This is a genomic window from Melioribacter sp. Ez-97, from assembly GCF_051488665.1.
GTDB lineage: Bacteria > Bacteroidota > Ignavibacteria > Ignavibacteriales > Melioribacteraceae > Melioribacter.
On the sequence record NZ_JBPSEG010000045.1, the window covers coordinates 1 to 502 of the forward strand.

Annotated in this window: 1 pseudogene; it reads left to right on the forward strand. The window is 36.7% G+C overall.

The features are described from left to right. A pseudogene (locus ACSSWA_RS14975) lies at window positions 1-502 on the forward strand (T9SS type A sorting domain-containing protein); the annotation flags it as partial.

A 502-nucleotide genomic window follows, 5' to 3' on the forward strand; every position in this document is an offset into this window, starting at 1 on the left:
AATCAGAAAAGTCGGTTCTCCAAATCGAACAAATCCATCCTCATGGCTGCAGCTTATTCCTGCAGATGGACGTTACAATTGGGAAGTAAATCAAGCAGTAGACAATCCGTGGGGCTCTGGTCAATTGCCTGTCTTTAAGCAATTAATTCCAAATAAAACGAACGGATATCATGATAATCAGTATATTCCTTTTACTTATGCAGGTTTAATAAGTCCTCAGCCAATTCATTTTACAGAAAATCCTGTTACTCAGGAACCTGTAGTAGATATACGATTTCATGGTGATAGTAACGACGCATTTCGTATAGGTTATAATCAAGTATTTTCTCCATGGAGTAACCCAAACAATCAAAGAGCAGCAAATCAAACAACACCGTTTGGTTTTGAAATAACAAATTTCAGCAATGGTGTATATACGTTAAATATTTATGTAAATACCGCTGAAAATGCATCTCCTTCAAAACCGCAAAATCTACACTTTACATACACAGATCCCGACCAT